Source organism: Mesorhizobium sp. RSR380A (assembly GCF_054719385.1).
This window is the reverse complement of record NZ_JBTTIB010000001.1, coordinates 4,055,473-4,073,596: the sequence shown is the minus strand read 5'-3', so window position 1 is coordinate 4,073,596 and position 18,124 is coordinate 4,055,473. Positions and strand designations below refer to the sequence as shown.

The window sequence follows — 18,124 nt, the reverse complement described above, 5'->3', positions numbered from 1 at the left end:
CCCCTTGTTGGTTTTGTTGTCTTTGCGCGGCACTATCAGTTTATCGATCCGGGCTTCGTGGGCAGCAGCGCCTTGCCTCTCGTCGCCTTCATGAAATCTTGCGAGCTACCTCCCGCCAAGCTGTTGCGCGAGCATGAAGCCGGAGGCCGCGCCGGTGCCGGCGCCGGGCCATGTCGCGGCGCCTATGAGATGCAGATTGCCGACCGGCGTGTTCCAGCCGGCATAACCGCGCGCCGGGCGGAACAGGAAATTCTGTGCCAGATGGTGGCTGCCGCAGACCTGGTCGCCACCGCCGAGATTGGGGTTCTCACGCTCGAGGTCGATTGGCGAGAACACTGCACGGCCGAGGATTTTCGGGCGCAGTCCGGGTGCGTATATCTCGATGATGTCGAGCACGCGCTCGGCGTAGGCATCCTTGACCTGATCCCAATGCGCGGGCGCGATCCTGCCTGCCGCATCGCCCAGGATTTCGGCAGGCAGCATGCGCACCTGCACCCACAGCACATGCTTGCCCTGAGGCGCGCGCGACGGATCGATCGCGGTCGGCTGGCCGACGACCAGCACCGGTTCGTCCGGCAGCATGCCCGCCATCGCCTGCTGATAGGTGCGCGACATCGCGTCGAGCGACGGCGACAGATGCACATAAGCGAACTGCCGAAGCTCCGCGCCGGCGCGCCAATCGGGCAGGTCGTCGAGCGCCAGATGGATCATCATCGTGCCCGGCGCGTGCCGGAATTTCTGCATCGCCGTGTCGAAGCCGGCGTCGCCGGAACCGTTGGGCAGCAACTTGCCGGTCAGCGCCCTGGGCGCGACGCCGGCAATCACTGCCTTGGTGGCCGTATGTGTCTCACCTGAAGCGAGTCGCACGCCCGATGCCTTGCCGCCGGCAACGGTGATCTCGGCAACTTCCGCCCCGGTGACGATCGTGCCGCCCGCCGAGGTGACCATACCTGCCAGCGCCCGGATGATCGTGTCGGCGCCGCCCTTGCCTAGCACCATGCCAAAGCTCTGGTTGGCGATCGATTCCAGATAGGGGAACACGGCGCCGCCGGCGATGTCGGGTGCGAAATCGAGATGCATGCCCCAGGTGGCAAGCGTTGCCCGCACATAAGGCGACTCGAAGGTCTCCTCCAGCCAGGCGCGAGGTGACGACAGCAAAAGCCGGCCGGTATCGAGCGCGCCTGACATGCCCTTCTTGCGCCACAGGTTCCAGGCGGTGCCGGCAAGCGCGCGGGCACTCATCGGCGATCCCAGCAGCCGGAACAGATGCTCGGCCTCAGCAGGAAAGGCGGCAACGAGCTTGCGCCACGTCGCGGCATCGGCGGCGGAGAACGCGGCCAGCCGCGTGGCAGTCCTTTCCAAGTCATTGCTGACGCCGAACCAGCGTCCGTCCGGAAAGGCGCTGGCGAAACAGTCGGCGACCGGCGCGAACTCAAGACCCTGCGCTTTCAATTCATTTGCATATTTCCGGTGGAAGGCGGAGCCGGCAAACAGGCTCAGATTCATTGCACCGAAATCGTGCCGGAACCCTGGGAGGGTGTATTCGTGGGTCTGGACGGCACCGCCGATTGCTGCGCTGCGCTCGAAAATCCCGGTTTTCCAGCCTTTCAGCGCCAGATGCGCGGCGCATGCCAGACTGTTGTGGCCCGCCCCGACAAAGATGGCGTCGAACTCGCTCACGCCCCGTTCCCATTTCCTTTATGCTTAAAGATAATTGCAGATGCATATGTTTTCGTCTAGTAGGATATTAAGGGCCGAGACGAGCCTTGATCTTCACCAGAAAGAGGGAACTTCAGACCATGGACACGCAAAAACTCCTCGGCGAAGTCGCCGGCCAGCTGCTTTCAGGCGCCATCAGGGTGGTCGACCTCTCTGCGCAACTCGGACCCGACACGCCTCTTATCAAGCTGCCGCCGGAGCTTGCCGTCGACACGCCAAAGGTCGAGATCCATAACATCTCCCGTTATGACAAGAACGGCCCGTGGTGGGCATGGAACTGGCTGAAGCTTGGGGAGCATTCGGGCACGCATTTCGATGCGCCGCAGCATTGGATCAGCGGCAAGGACTATCCGGACGGCGCCACCGACACCATTCCGGCGCAGAATTTCATTGGTCCGGTCAATGTCATCGACTGCTCGAAGGAAGCCGCCGCTGACCACGACTTCCTGCTCACCGTCGACCACATCAAGGCGTGGGAAGCCAAGCATGGCGCCATCAACGCCGGGGAGTGGGTGGTGATGCGCACCGACTGGTATAAGCGCAATGGCTCGGAAGCCGAATTCCTCAACGCCAACGAAACCGGCCCACATACGCCAGGTCCGACAGCCGAAGCCATCCAGTTCCTGATCAGCAAGGATATCAAGGGCTGGGGCTCAGAGACGATCGGCACCGATGCCGGCAAGGCAGGCGGGATGGAGCCGCCATTTCCAGCCCACACGCTGATGCACAAGGCGAACCGCTATGGCCTCGCCAGCCTCTGCAACCTCGACCAGTTGCCTCCAAAGGGCGCCATCCTGATCGCCGCACCGCTCAAGATCGAGCATGGCACCGGCAGCCCTATCCGCGCGCTGGCGCTTGTATCCAACGGCTAGGTGAAAGCACGCCAAGGTGAGCCAGCCGGATCACATCATCGTTGGCAGCGGCATCAACGCGCTGGTCTGCGCGGCGATGCTCGGCGGCAAAGGGGCGCGTGTGCTCGTCCTCGAGCGCAATGACCGCATCGGCGGCTGCGTGCGTACCGAGGAGATCACCGCTCCCGGCTTTATCCATGACGTGATGGCAACCACCTTCGTGCTGTTCATCACCTCGCCGGCTTTTGCGGCGTTGGGCGGCGATCTCGCCAGGCACGGGCTGGAATTCTGCCACACCGGCACGCCAACTGGCGTGCTGCGGCCGGACGGCAGTCATGCAGTGCTCACCACCAACCGCGCCGCCAATGTCGCGGCAATCAATGCGATTGCCGCCGACGATGGCGACCGGCATGCGGACGATGTCAGCGGCATCGAGCGCAATGCCGGCCTGTTGTTCGGCCTGCTCGGCGGCAGCCTGTGGTCCTATCCGACGGCGAAACTGCTGGCCGGCGATGCCTGGCGGCGCAGCCCACGCGGCCTTGCCGCCTTTCTCGGCGAAGCACTGGTGCCGGCGCGCAGCTGGCTGGAAAGCACCTATCGGTCCGAGACAATCCGCGCGCTGTGGGCGCCCTGGGTGCTGCACGCCGGGCTCGGACCGGAAGACGCCTTCTCAGGGCAGATCGCCAAGGTCATTGCCTTCGCGCTGGAAGCGGCCGGGGCGCCGATCGTCAAGGGTGGAGCGAAGACCCTGCTCACCGCCTTCGAAGCTCTGATAAGGGAACGTGGTGGCGACATCCGTACCGTCGCCGATGTCGCCTCGATCGTCCAGAGCGGTGGCCGCGCGACCGGCGTACGGCTCGCCTCGGGCGAAACGATTACAGCAAACAAGAGCGTCATCTGTTCGGTCACGCCGACGCAGCTTTACCACCGGTTGCTCGGCAGCGAGGCTCCCAAGGCCGATGTCGAAGCGACACAGAAATATCGCTACGGCAAAGGCAATTTCCAGATTCACTATGCGCTGAACAAGCCGCCGGCATGGCGCGGTGCTGGCCTGGACCAGGTGGCATTGTTGCACCTGACGCCGGGGCTCGATGGCGTCTCGAAAGCCTGCAACGAGGCGGCGCGCGGCATGCTGCCCGAAGTGCCGACCATCTGCGTCGGCCAGCCGCATGCGCTCGATCCGTCGCGCTGCCCGGAGGGCAAGGCGATCCTGTGGCTGCAACTGCCCGAGGCGCCCAGGCACATCAAGGGCGACGCCGCAGGCACGCTGCATGCACCGGCTGACGGACAATGGACCGAGGCGCTGCGTGAAGCCTACGCCGACCGCGTCGAAACCATTCTCGCCAGCCACATCGATGGCTTCAAGGGCAGCGTGATTGCGCGCCGCGCCTATTCACCGGCCGATCTCGAAGCGATGAACATCAATCTGGTCGGCGGCGACCCGTATGGCGGGTCGTCCACCATCGACCAGTCGTTCCTGTGGCGGCCGTTCAAGACCAGCCGCAACCATCAGACCGGCATCAAAAACCTCTATCACATCGGCGCCTCCACCCATCCGGGTGCAGGGCTCGGCGGCGGCTCCGGCTTTCTTCTGGCGGGCAGGCTGTGATGGAGCAGAAGGTCGCAGAAAAACGCCAGCGCATTTCGACGCTTGGCCAGATCGGCCTGCAGCAATTCGCGCCCTATCTGATGAACCGCATCATGGGGCGCTACAACGCCACCTTGCGCGACGATTTCCGCAAGCAGGGCCTGACCATTCCGCAGGTCCGCACGCTCGCCGTGCTGTCGGTCACCGACGGTGTCACCGTCAACGACCTCTCGGTCTACACCGTCATCGAGCAGTCGACCTTGAGCCGCACGCTCGACACGCTGGAAGGGCAAGGCTTCGTGCGGCGCGAGCAAGGCGTCACAGACAGCCGCATCCGCCATGTCTTCCTGACCGATGACGGCCGCGCCGAGTTCGCGCGCGCCTGGCCGGCAATGCATGACGCGTTCGAGGCGATGTTCGACGATGTCGACGACGCCGAATACGCGGCGCTGATCGCCACATTGCAGAAGATGCTGAAGAACATTCGCAAGCACGACATCTAGACGTTAGGCGCCGGCCGCACCGCCGGCAACGGAAGGTTGGAAAAATGGCCGAACGCTCTTTTGCCAAGGAAGTCGAAAAACTCAGGCTCGGCGCCGGCGAGGAATTTGCGGGCGAAGGCATTCTCGCCATCACCAAGGCGCTGCTGCAATGCGGCGTCGGCTATGTCGGCGGATACCAGGGCGCGCCGATCAGCCATCTGATGGACGTGCTGGCCGACGCACAGGAGATTCTGGGCGAACTCGGGGTGCATTTCGAGGCGAGCGCCTCGGAAGCCACCGCCACCGCCATGCTGGCGGCCTCGGTGCATTACCCCATTCGCGGTGCGGCGACCTTCAAGTCGACCGTCGGCACCAATGTCGCGTCCGACGCACTGGCCAACCTCGCCTCCGGCGGCGTCACCGGCGGCGCGCTGATCATCGTCGGCGAAGACTATGGCGAAGGCTCCTCGATCATGCAGGAGCGCAGCCATGCCTTCGCCATGAAGAGCCAGGTCTGGCTACTCGACCCGCGCCCCAATTTGCCGTCGATCGTCAAGGCGGTGGAGGATGGTTTCGAGCTGTCCGAGGCATCCAACACGCCGGTGATGCTGCAGGTGCGCATCCGCTGCTGCCATGTGCATGGCCATTTCATCGCCAAGGACAACAAGCGCCCGCCGATGACGGTGGCCGATGCGCTCGACGCGCCGCGCCGCGACACCGGCCGCATCGTGTTGCCGCCCGCCTCCTTCCTGCACGAGAAGGAGAAGGTGCAGAAGCGCTGGCCGGCGGCGGTGGAGTTCATCGCCAAGAACAAGATCAACGAATTCTTCGGTTCGGACCATGGCTCGGTCGGCATCGTCATGCAGGGCGGCATGTACAATTCGGTCATCCGCGCCTTGCAGCGGCTCGGCCTTGCCGACACCTATGGCGAGACGGATGTGCCGCTCTACGTTCTCAACGCCGTCTATCCCCTGATCGATGACGAGTTCCTCACCTTCTGCGAAGGCAAGCAGACGGTGCTCGTGGTCGAGGAGGGCCAGCCCAACTACATCGAGCAGGCCTTTGCCGCCATGCTGCACAAGGCCGGGCGCGGCACCAGGCTGGTCGGCAAGGAGTATCTGCCGATGGCCGGCGAATATACCGGCCAGGTCATGCTGGACGGCATCGGCGCCTTCCTGCGCGCCGAGGCCCCGCATCTCTTGCCGGGTGAGGTGCGCGCGCCCAACAAGGTCGGCGACGGCGTTGACGCCGCGGACCTGATCAACGTCGTGCCGGGACGTCCGCCAGGCTTCTGCATCGGTTGCCCGGAGCGGCCGATTTTTGCCGCGACAAAGCTGGTCGAGCAGGAACTCGGGAACCACCACATCGCATCCGACATCGGCTGCCATTTGTTCTCGATCATGCCGCCTTTCGAGCTCGGCGCCACCACCATGGGCTACGGGCTGGGGCCGGCATCGGCATCGGCGTTCAATTCGCCCGACGCCAAACGGCGGTCGATCTCTTTCGTCGGCGATGGCGGCTTCTGGCACAATGGCCTGACCTCCTCGATCGGCAACGCGGTCTTCAACAAGAACGACGGCGTCATCGTCATCGTCGACAATTTTTACTCCGCCGCCACCGGTGGGCAGGACATCCTGTCGTCGCGTGCGGGCAACAAGACCAAGTCGACCAAGCATCCGATCACCGAAGCGGTGAAGGGCATGGGCGTCAAATGGCTGCGCCACATCGACCGCACCTACGATGTCGGCAAGATGCAGGACACGCTGCGCGAGGCGCTGACGACGGAGGAAAAGGGACCAAAGGTCATCGTCGCCTCTTCCGAATGCATGCTCAACCGCCAGCGTCGCGAAAAGCCGCTGGTCGACAAGGCGATCAAGGGAGGGACCCGTGTCGTCAAGCCGAAATTCGGGGTCGACGAGGACATCTGCACCGGCGACCACGCCTGCATGCGGCTGTCCGGCTGCCCGTCGCTGTCGGTGAAATCGCTCGACGATCCGTTGCGTGACGATCCGGTGGCATCGATCGACCAGAGCTGCGTCGGCTGCGGCAATTGCGGCGAGGTGGCGGACGCCGCCGTGCTGTGCCCATCCTTCTACCGCGCCGATGTCGTGCACAATCCGGGCCGCTGGGACCGTTTCCTGGAAAGCGCTCGCCGCGCCGTGATCGGCCTGATGCAGCGCCGCCGCGAGAGCCGCAGGTTGACGTTCGCCGATGCTTGACCAGGCTTCGCCCTTGCGTCCGAAATCCGGTGCCGCCGATACCGAGCCGGTGATCAAACTCGCTTTGCTCGCGGTCGGTGGCCAGGGCGGCGGTGTGCTCGCCGACTGGATCACCGATGTCGCCGAGCGCAATGGTTACGTCGCGCAATCGACCTCCGTCGCCGGCGTCGCCCAGCGCACCGGCGCTACGATCTATTACGTCGAGATGGCCCGCGACACCGGCCGGCTGCCGGTCTTTGCCCTGTCGCCTTCGCAGGGCGACGTCGACATACTGATCGCCGCCGAGCTGATGGAAGCCGGCCGCGCCATCATCAGGGGCTTCGTCACGCCCGATCGCACCACGCTCATTGCTTCTTCGCATCGCATTGCCGCGGTGTCGGAAAAGATCGAGCCGGGTGACGGCCGGGCCTCGTCTTCGAAGGTACACGCGACGGCGGAAGCTGCATCGAAACGCTTCATCGCCTTCGACATGGAAAAGATCGCCGCCGATAATGGCTCGATGATTTCCGCCAGCCTCCTTGGCGCGCTGGCAGGCTCCGACGCATTGCCGTTCAGGCGTGAAAGCTATGAGCAAGCGATCGGCGCCGGCGGCCGGGGCGCGAAAGCCAGCCTCGCTGCCTTCGCCGTTGCCTACGACCGCGCGCGCGGTACGACCGTCCCCGCGCCAGAGCCGGCAGAACCGGCCACGGTCGACCCCGCTCCGGGTGCAGGGCGCGTGAGCGGTCCGCAGAACCTGCTGCAGGGTTGGCAGGCACTGGCTGCCCGCATCGACCTGATGCCCGCGGCGGTGCGCGACATGGCGCTCCGGGCGCTGAGAAAGGTCGTCGACTATCAGGACATCTCCTATGGCGGCGAGTATCTCGACCGGTTGGACAAGGCCGTTGCGCTTGATGATCCCGGCCACGCCCATGCATTGTCCATCGCCGCCGCCAAGCATCTGGCCAACGCGCTGTGCTATGACGACATGATCCGCGTCGCCGATCTCAAGACTCGCTCGACCCGCGACCAGCGCGTGCGCCGCGAGGTCGGCGTCAAGAACGGCTCGATCCTGCAGGTAACCGAGTATTTCCATCCGCGCATCGAGGAGTTCTGCGGCACTTTGCCGGCGGGGTTGGGCAGCTACATTGAGAACCGGCCGAAACTCGCTGCTTTCCTTGATCGTCGCATCAACCATGGCCGGCGCATTCGCACCGACAGCTTTGCCGGCTTTGCGGTCCTCTGGTTCATCGGAGGCCTGCGCCGCTGGCGGCGGCGCCTGTTGCGCCACAAGGTCGAGACGGCGCATCTGGAGCGCTGGTATGCGCTGGCGCTCAGCCACGCGCCTCAGGACTACGCGCTCGCCGTCGAAATCCTGAACTGCCGCCGGCTGATCAAGGGCTACAGCGACACCCACCTCCGCGCCCAGTCCAAATTCGATCGCGTGCTGTCGGCGCTCGATCTGGTCAAGGGCCGCGATGACGCTGCCGACTGGATCAGGCGGTTGCGCGAAGCTGCGCTGAAAGACGAGAAAGGCGACATGCTCGATGGCGCGCTGAAGACGGTGGCATCGTTGTGATCATGGTGTCGGAGGAGGTCGAGCTTAGGCTGGTACCTCTACGCTACTGCCGCCGTTTCCCTACTCCCACTGGATTCGCGGATTGAACACGCCGCTTCAAGCGATCGCAGCTCGGCTTCCACCCGGATTGCGGGAAGCGTTGCCGGCCGACCTGCGGGCGTCAGTCGCGCGATATGGACAGCCCCGAGAGAAGCGGAGCGTACGCGGCGAGCCTGCGGGATACGAACTCGGTGAAGAGCCGCACCCGCTTCGTCTTGCGTGTCTCGCCTTGCGTGAGAAGCCACAGTGTCCCATGCATGGGCACGTCGATCCCCGGCACCCTCACCAGCAGGGGGTCGGCATCTCCGACGAAGCACGGCAGTTTCGTTATCCCAATCCCTTGGTGCGCCGCGATGATCTGCGTCTCGGCGTCAGGTGTCCTGAACGGTACTCCCGTGACGTGAACTTCTCCCTCGCGCGCCCAGTCCGGAATTCCATGATTGTCTATGCCTATCCACCGGATGGGATCAGGCGTGCCCGCACGCCACGCGGCTAGTCGATCGCGAGACATGTAGACGCCGCTGAACAGCTCCGGTCCCTTCAGGCCGTGAAGATTGAGCGGCAGGGTCTTGCGGTCGGCGACAATGCGGATCGCGACGTCGGCCTCTCGGTTGGTCAGATTTGCCAGCTCACCGGACGACAAGATTTCCATCTCGATGTCGCGATGCAAACGCGCGAAGTCGGCGAGATCCGGCATGAGCAGGTGTGTGGCGAGGAACGGTGGAAGCGTCACCCGCAAAAGCCCGCGCGCGCTCTGGTCACGACCGAAGACTCGCGTCTCCAGTTGGTGCGACGACGCTTCCATCTGGGTCGCGAGATCGAGGACCTCCTCGCCCGCAGCCGTCAAGCGGTAGCCGGAAGGCAGCTTTTCGAACATCTGCGCCCCGAGGCGTTCCTCGAGCTGAGCGATGCGCCGCAGCACGGTCGAGTGGTTCACACCGAGGTGTGCGGCGGCAGCACGCACCGAGCCTACGCGCGCGGCGGCAAGAAAGTAGCGAACGTCATCCCAGTCGATCATGGTGCATTCCTGCGCAGCGAAGTGCGGCTTGCAAAGCCCATACTAACACGATCAGCCGTAGTTCGTGCGGTCGCCGCGGCGTTCAATCATCTAGCTGGATCGTTTTCGCACCAGCGATGTGCGCGATTGCGCACTCACCGCCCGACTTCGGCGAACCCATCTTGAGGCTCTCGCGGGACTTTCCCGTACAGCCAAAGATACGAGACGGCGAAACGAAGGATGCATGACATGAACAGACTGAATGGAAAGACCGCTGTGATAACTGGCGGCGCTACGGGCATCGGTCGCGCCGCAGCCAAGCGCTTTATCGAGGAGGGCGCCTTCGTCTTCATCTTCGGCCGCCGGCAGGAAGCGCTCAACGCCGCCGTGGCTGACCTTGGGCCTAGTGCCCGCGCGGTTAAGGGCTCGGTCTCGGATGAGGCCGACCTCGACCGACTCTACGCTGCGGTGAAGGCCGAGCGCGGAAGCCTCGATATCGTCTTCGCCAATGCCGGGGCGGGAAGTCTGCTTCCGCTCGGGCAGATCACCGCCAGGCACATTGACGAAACCTTCGACACCAATGTGAAGGGTACGATCTTCACGGTCCAGAAGGCGCTGCCGCTGATGAGCCAGGGCGGTTCGATCATCCTGACCGGCTCGAGCGCCGGCACCACGGGCGCTCCGGGGTTCACTGCCTATAGCGCGAGCAAGGCGGCAGTGCGCAACCTGGCGCGGACCTGGGCGGAGGACCTGAAGGGCACCGGCATCCGGGTAAACGTGTTGTCGCCCGGGGCGACGGCGACCGAACTCGCGAAGGAGGCGTTGGGCGAGGAAGGCCAGAAGGCCTACGGCGCGATGACTCCGCTCCAGCGCATGGCCAATCCGGCGGAGATCGGGGCCGTGGCCGCCTTTCTCGCGTCGCCGGACAGCAGCTTCATGACCGCCAGCGAAGTCGCCGTCGACGGCGGCCTGGCTCAACTCTGACCCCCAGCGCGGTCCGTACCTGGCCCGTGCGCAACGAAAGACAAAGAATTATGAAAAAACTCGAAGGCAAGATCGCAGTCATCACGGGCGGAAGCAGCGGGATCGGATTGGCCACAGCCAAGCGCTTCGTAGAAGAAGGAGCGCGCGTCGTGATTACCGGGCGAAGAGAGAAAGAGCTGAACGAGGCCGCAGCCTTCATCATGAAAAGCGTTACGACGGTCGTGGGTGACGTGTCGCTCCTGGAAGATCTGGATCGCCTCTATGCCGTCGTGAAGGAGAAACATGGTCATATCGACATTCTCTTCGCCAACGCCGGCGCGGGGACGATCGCACCGCTCGCCGTCGCTACCGAGGCACATTTTGATCAGACCTTCGATGTGAACGTGAAGGGTCTGTTCTTTACCGTGCAGAAAGCCCTTCCCCTGTTCAAAGACGGCGGTTCGATCATCCTGAATTCTTCAGTGTCGAACGTGTTGGGGCTTCCAGGGTTTAGTACCTACGCCGCGAGCAAGGCGGCTGTACGCAACTTCGCGCGCGCTTGGACACTGGAATTCAAAGACCGCAAAATCCGCGTCAATGCAATGAGTCCGGGACCAATCGAGACGCCGGCCTTGGAGACAACGACTGGCCTTACTCCTGAGCAAGCCGAGCAAGCGGCCGCCCAGTTTGCGTCACAGATCCCAATGGGTTGCAGGGGCAAACCAGAGGAAATCGCTGCTGCCGTCACGTTCCTCGCCTCCGATGAAAGTTCTTTCGTCACCGGCGTGGATCTCGCCGTCGATGGGGGCATGGCGCAAGTCTGACCCCGGCATTAGCACCAGATCGGAGAAATACTATGAACTATGCAATCGTAGGATTCGGCAATATCGGACGGGCCCTTGCCAAGGCGTTTGCCCGAAACGGCATCGAAGTTTCCGTTGCAACCACACGCGACCCGGAAAGCTTTGCCGCCGATGCGGCCGCGATCGGACCCACCATCATCCCCAAAAAACTGGCGGAAGCCATCAAGGCGGACATCATCTTTTTGGCTGTCCGCTTCGAGGCGCACCCGAATGTTGCGAAGGCGCTCCCCACCTGGCAGGGGAAGACGATCATCGATGTGACCAATGCCTATGGCGTGCCCCCTGAGGAACTGGGAGGACAACCTTCTTCCAAGTTAATCGCGCAGGCCTTCTCTGGCGCAAAACTGGTCAAGGGCTTCAACCATCTGATCGCCCCGGTGCTTGATCAGGATCCGGCCGTACATGGTGGCCGGAGGGTCGTGTTCTTGGCAAGCGACGATGATGCTGCCGCAACACAGACTGGGGAGCTTGCGGAAAATCTCGGTTTCGCGCCGATTAAGCTTGGCGGGGTGTCGGAAGGTGGCCTGCTGGTCCTGGCGCGCGGAAACAGCTGGGGTCATCTGATCTTCAAGGACTTGGTCAAATTCGACTGACGAGCGCGACGTCCCCGGCAAAGAGACGACGCACGCGATCGGAACTCGGATCGGATCAAGCCCGATCCGATCCGAGCAAATGGAGAAATCAGTATGAGCACCCAGAAGAATATCCACTAGGAAATTTCGATGTACGACCAATCCAAGGTGTCCGATTTAATCCGGTTCGCACGAATCGAGGCGGGCTCCACCGTGATCGACGTTTACCCTGGCGACGGAGACTGGACGCGCCTCTTCTCCGACATCGTCGGATCAGAGGGGCGGGTCTACAGCTTCGTGCCGGCCGAAGTCGCCCACTTCAAGAACGATCCGGTCGGCCTCATGCGGACGCTCGCGAAGGAGCCGAGCCGAGAGAACGTCGAAGCCGCCTCGGCGGATCTCGTCGCGATGCCGAAGGTCACGCCGCCAGCCGATGTCCTATGGCTGCACCTGTTTTACCACGATCTTCACACCGCCCTGGTCCAGAAGAAGGGTGCGACGGCGGCCGACTTCAATCGAGCTGTCTACAAGCGGCTGAAACCCGGTGGGTCCTACGTTATCGTCGACCACGCCGCCGCCACTGGGTCGGGCACGAGCGACACCCGGTCGCTGCATCGGATCGACCCTGCATTCGTCCGCGAGGAGGTGGAGGCGGCCGGCTTCGTACTGGACGCGGAAAGCACCGTGCTCGCGAACAAGGATGACCCGCACTCGATCAAGGTGTTCGATCCCGCGATCAAGGGCGAGACCGATCGCTTCGCGTTTCGGTTCGTGAAGCCCTGACAGCTCCCGGGCGCCGACTTCATGTCGACCTCCCATTGAGTCCATCAACTCGGGTTCGCACCCGTCAAGCTGGGAAAGCTCAACGAGGATGGCGCGCTGGTGCACGCACGCGATGCGGCAGCGCCTTGAAGGCGTCCGAGGTGATGATGGCACAAGGTTCTGGAGCACACCTGCCGCAGGTTCCTGATCTGAACTTGATGAAATGACGGAAGTCGCCGCGCCGTTGAGGGAGCCGGCGCATCCCCTCAGGGATGCGCCGGGACAAACGGTTCAAGAATGGTGGATTTCCGTTCCCAGCACCTTCAGGCATTCACGGATGAACGCCGCAAGCGCGGTCCAGCCTTTGGCTGAAACCATGGTCCCATCGACATAGGCGTCGGTGGGAGACAAATCGATATAAGTGCCGCCGGCAAGCGTCACCTCCGGCTCGCAAGCGGCGAGCGCCGCCACCTTCTTGCCGCGCACGACGCCGTCGACCGCGATCAGAATCTGGACGCCATGGCAGATCGTGAAGATCGGCTTTTTCGCCTCGTGGAAATGGCGCACCATTGCCTGTATCCGCTTGTCGGTGCGGATGTATTCGGGGCCACGACCGCCGGCGCAATAGACAGCGTCGTACTGGCTCAGCTGCTTCTCGGCGTCGGCAAAGGTCTTGTTGATCAGCGCGTTGTGGCCGGGCTTTTCGGTGTAGGTCTGATCGCCCTCGAAATCGTGCAGCGATGTCTTGATCATGTCTCCGGCGCTTTTGTCGGGGCACACGACATGAACGGTGTGTCCCACCGCTTCCATCGCCTGCTGATAGACGAAGATTTCATACTCCTCGGTGAAATCACCGGTCAGCATCAGGATTTTTTTGGCTGGCATGTCTTTTCCTCTCGGCTTGTTTCAGGGGCGAGGTGCACTGCGCCTCCTTCCCGGTATCGAAATCGGCTCAGAACGGGGAGTAGAATTCGTAGGCGGCAGGCTGGGCGAACAGCGGCGCGCCGCGCTTGAGGGTGCCTCGGGCAAGCAACATCGCCAGGCTACTCGAACGCAGGCAGGAGCCTGTCCCGCGAATTTTCGATGTGCGCACGCATGGCTTTTTCGGCGGCGTCCGGATCGCCCGCGGCAAAGGCAGCGAGAATAGCCTCGTGCTCGTCGAGCGCCTCTTCGGTCACCCTGGAGTGATACATCAGGCGGAAGATATGGAAGTGGGTATGCTGGTGATTCAGCGTCTCGCGAATGAGTTCGTTCTGGGCGAACTCGACGATCTTGTCGTGGAAGATCGCATCCTGACGGGCGAAGTTCGAATAGCGCAGGCGTTCGTCTTTCCCCACCCGCCGAGCCATGACGCCGGCCGTCTCCTGCAGCGCGGCAAGGCGCTCGCCGTCCATTGTTGCGGTGGCTTTGGCCGCGGCGGCAGGTTCAAGCAATAGACGCAGCTCGTAAAGCTCGTCGAAGCGCCGGCGGGTGATTTGCGGGGCGGCGCGATAGCCGATCAGGTGGGTTTTCAGAACCAGCCCTTCCCCCTCCAGCCTGCCAAGCGCTTCACGAATGGGGGTATGCGAGACGTTGAATTCCTTGACGAGATTGTCGACGGTGATGCGCGATCCCGGAGCAATCCTCAAAGACATGAGCTGCGCGAAGATTGCTTCGTAAACGTCGCCAGCCAGACTGTTGGCGCGCTGAATACGACCGGTCGCACGGGCTTCATTGTCAACCGTCAGGTCCGTGTTCTGCATCGTTTGCCTCTTGACAGAACCACCCACTAACATGATGCTCCGCGAAACTCAATCCTATATCCTATACGATTTTATGAGGATATCGCATGATCATGACCTGCAGCGCCGAGGTCGGCCTCTGGCACGAAGCCAAGCCTGTCGGCTTCCAACCCGTCTTCGCAGGATCTTGTGCATGAGCTTGTTTGCAGCGGCGCGCCTGCCGAGCGAGATTCTGTTCGGCAAAGGCCAGCGCCATGTCCTGCCTGCCATCGCCGCCAAATATGGGCGCCGCGCGTTCGTCTGTACCGATGAGCGCTTCGCGGCGACGTCGCAGTTCGCCGAGATTCTCGCTGGCTTGCACAACGCGGCGATCGAGACGTTGGTCTTCGACCGAACGCTGCCGGATGTGCCGCGCGACAGCGTCGCCGCCTGCATTGCGCAAGCGAAAGATTTCAAGCCGGACATGGTGATCGGCATCGGGGGCGGCAGCTGCCTGGACATGGCCAAATGCGCTGCACTTCTGCTCAGCCATGGCGGCAAGCTCGAGGACTACTATGGCGAGTTCAAGGTACCCGGCCCTACCCTTCCGGTAATCGCAGTGCCGACGACGGCTGGAACAGGCTCCGAGGTGACCCCCGTCGCCGTGATCTCCGACCCGGATCGGACGCTGAAAGTGGGTATCGCCAGTCCGCATCTCATCGCAGCAGTGGCGCTTTGCGATCCGGATCTGACGGTGACCTGTCCACCATCCTTGACGGCGGTCGCCGGCGCCGACGCGCTGACGCACGCAATCGAGGCCTTCACAGCGGCCAAACGCGGCGCGGACCCTCATTTGCCGCAACAGCACGTGTTCATCGGCAAGAGCGCTCTGACCGATCATTTCGCGCTTTTGGCCATCAGGCTGCTCGGCCGCAGTCTGGAAAAGGCATATCGCGACGGATCGGACGAGGATGCGCGCGCCGACGTGATGATGGGAGCGCTGGCCGCCGGTTGCGCTTTCGGCACGGCGGGAACGGCCGCCGCCCATGCGGTGCAGTATCCCGTCGGTGCGCTTACCCACACCCCGCATGGCCTGGGAGTGGCCACGATGCTGCCCTATGTGATGACCTACAACCTGGCCGCCGCAGCCGCGGAGATTGCCGAAGTCGGCGCTGCTCTTGGCCTTTCCCATCAGGGCGGCGGCGACGCCGATGCCTTGGCGCACGCCACCATCCGTGAGGTGAGCCGGCTGTTTGGCGCCATCGGCATCACACCGACATTGGCCGAACTGGGTCTTCCCGAAGACAAGATCGACTGGACGGCTGAGCAGGCGCTGGGCATCGACCGGTTGATCAAGAACAATCCCCGCCCGTTCGACCTTGCCGCGATGCGACGGCTGGTCAGGGCTGCTTATGACGGCGACATGTCCGCCACCATGATGTGACCGACCAGGAGTTCATCCAATGAACATTGCCGCAGGCATATCCGACGAGGATCAAGATATGTTCGACTACGCCACGGTCTCGCACGGTCTCTACATTGGCGGACGCTGGCGGCCTTCATCGGAGGGTCGCGTGATCGAAGTGGTCGATCCCTCGACCGAAGCCGTGATCGCTGCGGTTCCCGACGCCACGCTCGCCGACGCCACCTCCGCCGTCGACGCGGCCGCAAAGGCGGCGGCCGGCTGGCGCGAGACCCCGCCACGCAGGCGATCGGAAATCCTGCGGCGCTGCTTCGAACTGATGACCGAACGGGCGGAGACGTTGGCCGCGCTGATCTCGCTGGAGAACGGCAAGGCGCTGCGCGATGCGCGCGGCGAAGTCGCCTATGCGGCGGAATTCTTTCGCTGGAACGCCGAGGAAGCGGTCCGCATCAACGGCGAGTTCGGCCTTGCGCCCTCGGGCGCGAACCGGATCATTGTCGACTACCAGCCCATCGGCATTTGCGTGCTCATCACGCCATGGAATTTTCCGGCCGCCATGGCGACGCGCAAAATCGCGCCGGCGCTGGCGGCCGGCTGTACGGTGATCCTGAAGCCCGCCAGCGAGACACCGCTGACGGCCTATGCGCTTGCGGCGCTCTACGAGGAAGCCGGCGTGCCGCCCGGCGTCGTCAACGTCCTGACGACCTCGACCCCCGGACCGGTGACGGCGGCCATGCTGGCCGATCCGCGCGTGCGAAAGCTGTCCTTCACCGGCTCGACCGGCGTCGGCCGCGTGCTGCTGGCCGAAGCCGCGAAACACGTCATTTCCTGCTCCATGGAGCTTGGCGGCAACGCACCCTTCATCGTCTTCGACGACGCCGACCTGGAAGCCGCCCTCGACGGTGCGATGGTTGCCAAGATGCGCAACGCCGGCGAAGCCTGCACGGCCGCCAACCGGCTTTACGTCCAGGCCGGCATCCATGATGCTTTCGCGGAAGGCTTGAGCAAACGCATGGCGGCACTCAACGTGGGCCCGGGCACAGACTCAGACACAGAATGCGGGCCGATGATCACCAGGAAGGCTGTGCACAAGATCGACCGGCTTGTGCAGGACGCCGTTGCCCGCGGCGCCAAAATCCTGTGTGGTGGCGGCGTATCTGAAGGCAGAGGCTTTTTCTATCCGCCAACGGTGCTCAAGGACGTGCCGGCCGACGTTGCCATGGCTCACGAGGAGATCTTCGGTCCCGTGGCGCCGATCAGTCGCTTCGAAAGCGAGGCGGATGTCATCTCCAAAGCCAATGACACCGAATACGGTCTCGCTGCCTACATCTATACGCGCGACCTGGGCCGGGGGATGCGCGTGGCATCGAAGATCGAGTCCGGCATGATCGCGCTCAACCGCGGCCTGATGTCGGATCCGGCGGCGCCTTTCGGAGGTGTCAAGCAGAGCGGGCTAGGCCGCGAAGGCGGTCAGAAGCACGGCGTTGCCGAGTTCATGGAGGCCAAGTACATCGCCGTGACCCTGTGAGCGGACATCACGCCAAAGATCCGTTTCGCATTCGCGATCATGTGGTCGAGTTCGATGACATCGTCGCCGAGATCGTTCGCAGAAGCGAGGAGACCAGGGCGAACGTTCCCATGGTCGCCGATGTCGCCTACGGGGCTGACGCCACCGAAACCATGGATCTGTTCTTTCCCGAGGGCAAACGGGACCGCCTGCGGGTGCACATGTTCATCCACGGGGGCTATTGGCGCATGTTCTCCAAGCGCGACTATTCCTACGTCGCCGAGACCGTTACGAACGCAGGTGCGATCGCGGTCATTGTCGGCTACGCGCTGATGCCGACCGTCAGGATGGCCAGGATCGTCGACCAGGTGCGCCGCGCCAAGCGATGGGTATTTGACAATGTCGCACACCATGGCGGCAATCCCGGCCTGCTGACCGTTAGCGGTCATTCCGCCGGTGCGCATCTGGCAACAATGCTTTTCGACGGTGACGAGCGGCCTTCCGGCATCAAAGCTGCGCTGCTGCTTGGCGGCCTTTACGACCTGAAGCCATTGCAGATGTCGTTCCTTGCCGCCGAGATCGCGATCACCAACGAGGAGGCCCGCCGATTCTCGCCGATCGATCACAGTTTCGATCCATCCGTGGACGTAGATATCTTGGTCGGCGCCGATGAAACGCCGCCGTTCCACAGCCAGGCCGCACTCTTCACGGACCACCTTGACACACAGGGACTGACTGTTTCGCGTACGACCCTTGGTGGGGCCAATCATATGAGCAGCGTCCGCGACCTTGGCTTGGCTGGCACCAAGGCCGCGTCACTGTTGGCCCGCGTCGTAGCCGCCTGAGACTTCCGCCAGAAGCGCTGCTGGGCGCGACCGTTCTTC

Annotated in this window: 16 protein-coding genes; 12 read left to right on the top strand and 4 right to left on the bottom strand. The window is 63.3% G+C overall.

The genetic code is table 11. The annotated features are described in order from the left end of the window. Positions 1-105: 105 nt before the first annotated feature. The gene (locus ACYG9Z_RS19605; RefSeq protein WP_023748013.1) at positions 106-1,680 is read right to left on the bottom strand and encodes a phytoene desaturase family protein; all 1,575 of its coding nucleotides are present in this window, start codon (positions 1,678-1,680) and stop codon (positions 106-108) included. A 119-nt stretch (positions 1,681-1,799) separates the two neighbouring features. Here ACYG9Z_RS19605 and ACYG9Z_RS19600 point away from each other — a divergent pair, with 119 nt between their 5' ends. Genes ACYG9Z_RS19600 through ACYG9Z_RS19580 form a run of 5 tightly spaced genes read left to right on the top strand, consistent with a single transcriptional unit; the run spans position 1,800 to position 8,414 of the window. Further along, complete coding sequence (locus tag ACYG9Z_RS19600) at positions 1,800-2,591, top strand: cyclase family protein (RefSeq protein WP_023708108.1); 792 nt, start codon at positions 1,800-1,802, stop codon at positions 2,589-2,591. Between the two features lie 16 nt (positions 2,592-2,607). Next, positions 2,608-4,179, top strand: coding sequence for a phytoene desaturase family protein (locus ACYG9Z_RS19595; protein ID WP_023699870.1), 1,572 nt, complete (start codon positions 2,608-2,610; stop codon positions 4,177-4,179). Beyond that, positions 4,179-4,661, top strand: coding sequence for a MarR family winged helix-turn-helix transcriptional regulator (locus tag ACYG9Z_RS19590; RefSeq protein ID WP_023667791.1), 483 nt, complete (start codon positions 4,179-4,181; stop codon positions 4,659-4,661). The genes ACYG9Z_RS19595 and ACYG9Z_RS19590 overlap by 1 nt, the downstream gene beginning before the upstream one ends. 44 nt (positions 4,662-4,705) lie before the next feature. Further along, a complete protein-coding gene (locus tag ACYG9Z_RS19585) occupies positions 4,706-6,859 on the top strand; it encodes a thiamine pyrophosphate-dependent enzyme (RefSeq protein WP_023751779.1) in 2,154 nt (717 codons plus the stop codon). Next, positions 6,852-8,414: an indolepyruvate oxidoreductase subunit beta family protein gene (locus ACYG9Z_RS19580; protein WP_023704701.1), complete on the top strand. Its 1,563-nt coding sequence runs from the start codon at positions 6,852-6,854 to the stop codon at positions 8,412-8,414. Before ACYG9Z_RS19585 ends, ACYG9Z_RS19580 begins: the two co-directional genes overlap by 8 nt. A gap of 160 nt (positions 8,415-8,574) precedes the next feature. Here ACYG9Z_RS19580 and ACYG9Z_RS19575 read toward each other — a convergent pair whose 3' ends face one another. Further along, the gene (locus ACYG9Z_RS19575) at positions 8,575-9,471 is read right to left on the bottom strand and encodes a LysR family transcriptional regulator (RefSeq protein WP_023667788.1); all 897 of its coding nucleotides are present in this window, start codon (positions 9,469-9,471) and stop codon (positions 8,575-8,577) included. 228 nt (positions 9,472-9,699) lie between these two features. On the opposite strand from ACYG9Z_RS19575, the gene ACYG9Z_RS19570 reads away from it, so the two are divergent. The 4 genes from ACYG9Z_RS19570 (at position 9,700) to ACYG9Z_RS19555 (ending at position 12,631) form a co-directional block, all read left to right on the top strand. Continuing rightward, positions 9,700-10,434 carry an SDR family NAD(P)-dependent oxidoreductase gene (locus ACYG9Z_RS19570; protein WP_023751778.1) on the top strand — a complete coding sequence of 245 codons (735 nt, stop codon included), beginning with the start codon at positions 9,700-9,702 and terminating at the stop codon, positions 10,432-10,434. A 50-nt stretch (positions 10,435-10,484) separates the two neighbouring features. Then, positions 10,485-11,237: an SDR family NAD(P)-dependent oxidoreductase gene (locus ACYG9Z_RS19565; protein ID WP_023751777.1), complete on the top strand. Its 753-nt coding sequence runs from the start codon at positions 10,485-10,487 to the stop codon at positions 11,235-11,237. 32 nt (positions 11,238-11,269) lie between these two features. After that, positions 11,270-11,869 (top strand): NADPH-dependent F420 reductase, encoded by a 600-nt coding sequence (locus ACYG9Z_RS19560; protein ID WP_023751776.1) that lies wholly within the window; start codon positions 11,270-11,272, stop codon positions 11,867-11,869. A 129-nt stretch (positions 11,870-11,998) separates the two neighbouring features. Beyond that, entirely contained in the window at positions 11,999-12,631 is a 633-nt protein-coding gene (locus ACYG9Z_RS19555) for a class I SAM-dependent methyltransferase (protein WP_023751775.1), read from the top strand. Positions 12,632-12,901: 270 nt separating this feature from the next. Here the strand turns inward: ACYG9Z_RS19555 and ACYG9Z_RS19550 are convergent, their stop codons facing one another. Both ACYG9Z_RS19550 and ACYG9Z_RS19545 read right to left on the bottom strand, forming a co-directional pair. Next, positions 12,902-13,495: a DJ-1/PfpI family protein gene (locus tag ACYG9Z_RS19550; RefSeq protein WP_023667783.1), complete on the bottom strand. Its 594-nt coding sequence runs from the start codon at positions 13,493-13,495 to the stop codon at positions 12,902-12,904. Between the two features lie 158 nt (positions 13,496-13,653). Continuing rightward, a complete protein-coding gene (locus tag ACYG9Z_RS19545) occupies positions 13,654-14,352 on the bottom strand; it encodes a GntR family transcriptional regulator (protein ID WP_023704694.1) in 699 nt (232 codons plus the stop codon). A 172-nt stretch (positions 14,353-14,524) separates the two neighbouring features. On the opposite strand from ACYG9Z_RS19545, the gene ACYG9Z_RS19540 reads away from it, so the two are divergent. Genes ACYG9Z_RS19540 through ACYG9Z_RS19530 form a run of 3 tightly spaced genes read left to right on the top strand, consistent with a single transcriptional unit; the run spans position 14,525 to position 18,085 of the window. Then, positions 14,525-15,754 (top strand): iron-containing alcohol dehydrogenase, encoded by a 1,230-nt coding sequence (locus ACYG9Z_RS19540; protein ID WP_023751774.1) that lies wholly within the window; start codon positions 14,525-14,527, stop codon positions 15,752-15,754. Positions 15,755-15,812: 58 nt separating this feature from the next. Continuing rightward, positions 15,813-17,261: an NAD-dependent succinate-semialdehyde dehydrogenase gene (locus ACYG9Z_RS19535; RefSeq protein WP_245259893.1), complete on the top strand. Its 1,449-nt coding sequence runs from the start codon at positions 15,813-15,815 to the stop codon at positions 17,259-17,261. 41 nt (positions 17,262-17,302) lie between these two features. Beyond that, entirely contained in the window at positions 17,303-18,085 is a 783-nt protein-coding gene (locus ACYG9Z_RS19530; RefSeq protein WP_245259881.1) for an alpha/beta hydrolase, read from the top strand. Positions 18,086-18,124 lie beyond the last annotated feature (39 nt).

Coding starts and splice junctions, on each gene's coding strand:
- ACYG9Z_RS19585 (WP_023751779.1), top strand. CDS start 4,706: ATGGCCGAACGCTCTTTTGCCAAGGAAGTCGAAAAACTCAGGCTCGGC.
- ACYG9Z_RS19535 (WP_245259893.1), top strand. CDS start 15,813: ATGTTCGACTACGCCACGGTCTCGCACGGTCTCTACATTGGCGGACGC.
- ACYG9Z_RS19570 (WP_023751778.1), top strand. CDS start 9,700: ATGAACAGACTGAATGGAAAGACCGCTGTGATAACTGGCGGCGCTACG.
- ACYG9Z_RS19580 (WP_023704701.1), top strand. CDS start 6,852: ATGCTTGACCAGGCTTCGCCCTTGCGTCCGAAATCCGGTGCCGCCGAT.
- ACYG9Z_RS19565 (WP_023751777.1), top strand. CDS start 10,485: ATGAAAAAACTCGAAGGCAAGATCGCAGTCATCACGGGCGGAAGCAGC.
- ACYG9Z_RS19575 (WP_023667788.1), bottom strand. CDS start 9,471: ATGATCGACTGGGATGACGTTCGCTACTTTCTTGCCGCCGCGCGCGTA.
- ACYG9Z_RS19590 (WP_023667791.1), top strand. CDS start 4,179: ATGGAGCAGAAGGTCGCAGAAAAACGCCAGCGCATTTCGACGCTTGGC.
- ACYG9Z_RS19545 (WP_023704694.1), bottom strand. CDS start 14,352: ATGCAGAACACGGACCTGACGGTTGACAATGAAGCCCGTGCGACCGGT.
- ACYG9Z_RS19540 (WP_023751774.1), top strand. CDS start 14,525: ATGAGCTTGTTTGCAGCGGCGCGCCTGCCGAGCGAGATTCTGTTCGGC.
- ACYG9Z_RS19600 (WP_023708108.1), top strand. CDS start 1,800: ATGGACACGCAAAAACTCCTCGGCGAAGTCGCCGGCCAGCTGCTTTCA.
- ACYG9Z_RS19555 (WP_023751775.1), top strand. CDS start 11,999: ATGTACGACCAATCCAAGGTGTCCGATTTAATCCGGTTCGCACGAATC.
- ACYG9Z_RS19560 (WP_023751776.1), top strand. CDS start 11,270: ATGAACTATGCAATCGTAGGATTCGGCAATATCGGACGGGCCCTTGCC.
- ACYG9Z_RS19550 (WP_023667783.1), bottom strand. CDS start 13,495: ATGCCAGCCAAAAAAATCCTGATGCTGACCGGTGATTTCACCGAGGAG.